A 1237-nucleotide genomic window follows, 5' to 3' on the forward strand; every position below is an offset into this window, starting at 1 on the left:
CCGTGCGCGGGGTATGCCCGCGAACCACATAAAGAGTGACAAAAATAACCATGTACATCACCGGCCAGATCATCCGCCCTGAGCCACGGAAGATCGTTGCGACGGCTACAACGGCGTCCGGCAGGGGAATCCGGAATTCGAATGACCCTACACCTACGTTATTGGATACGGCGAACCTTGGCGCCAAGATCCCCCGTCCCTTGCAGCAATAGCACTAAAGCGCAGATGAGCAGGAAAATGACACCCCACCCCCAGGAAGGCAAACCCATCACTGTCGCCCAACACACTTGGCATGTCCCGCAGGGTGTAGGACCAGGTACCCGGATCGAAGAAGGTCAGGACATTCGCCCGAAACAAGCCATATCCCATTAACGAAAGACCACTATCGCCAACACTGAAGTAACCCGCTTGCCAGCAACACAGACTGACCAGCAGGAACAGACCGATCAACTCGGTCAGCGCTTTGCCCGGCTTCAGGCGGCGCTGGAGGGCTTTGGCTGCAAGGTCCGCGTCCAGATCAATGCAACCATCGCCAGCAAATAAGCGTGCACCAGTGCTGTCGCACCAAGCAGCGCCCCCCATGCCAGACAGCGTTTTTGCGTAAATGGGCGCAGGGCCAGATAAAGCGCTGCCAATGCGAGAAAATGTCCGGCCAGGGATAAATGCACTCCCATCCGGATAATCATCGTCGGGACGAACAAAAACAACCCGGCACCGAGCAATTGCAACACCACATTGCGACTGACCAACCCCGTCAGCTTCCAGCCAAACCAGCTCTGCAGGATGAAACACGTCAGAAACCAAAACCCGAAATACTGGAATGGTTCAGGAAGCAGAGCCGAAAACGGCTTGAAGATCAAAGCGAACAGAGGATTGGAATCAGAGAAAATTACCGCGTTGCTCAATTCCAACCCATACGACGGATTAAGCCCCAACGGAAATGTCCAGGGTGAATGCCTGAAAAAAGCCCAGCCCAGGTAATGGGTGGCTGGATCGCCCCCCCCTCCAACCAGGCAATATTCATCGGGTTCAATGCCCGCGGGCCGACCACGATGAAAAATGCAAGGATTCCCAAAAGGACGGGCAGCAGCGCAGTCACCCGGCGCGTTGTAGAAAGCTTCATCGGTACGTCCAGAAATTGTGCAAGACAAAAGTGAATGCCGGAACCGTTAGCGCCACCGCACCAATCCCCAGCAGATAATGCAACCCCGCCATCTGCGCGGCCCAGGCGACAAAC

At 55.6% G+C, this 1237-nt stretch carries 2 pseudogenes; both read right to left on the reverse strand.

The window, feature by feature from the left end:
* Positions 1 to 1123 (reverse strand): annotated as a pseudogene (locus AC1DVH_RS31355) (DUF6311 domain-containing protein); the annotation flags it as partial.
* A pseudogene (locus AC1DVH_RS31360) lies at positions 1120 to 1237 on the reverse strand (GtrA family protein); the annotation flags it as partial. The pseudogenes AC1DVH_RS31355 and AC1DVH_RS31360, both read right to left, overlap by 4 nt.

The organism is Pseudomonas sp. P4_C3, from assembly GCF_056402075.1.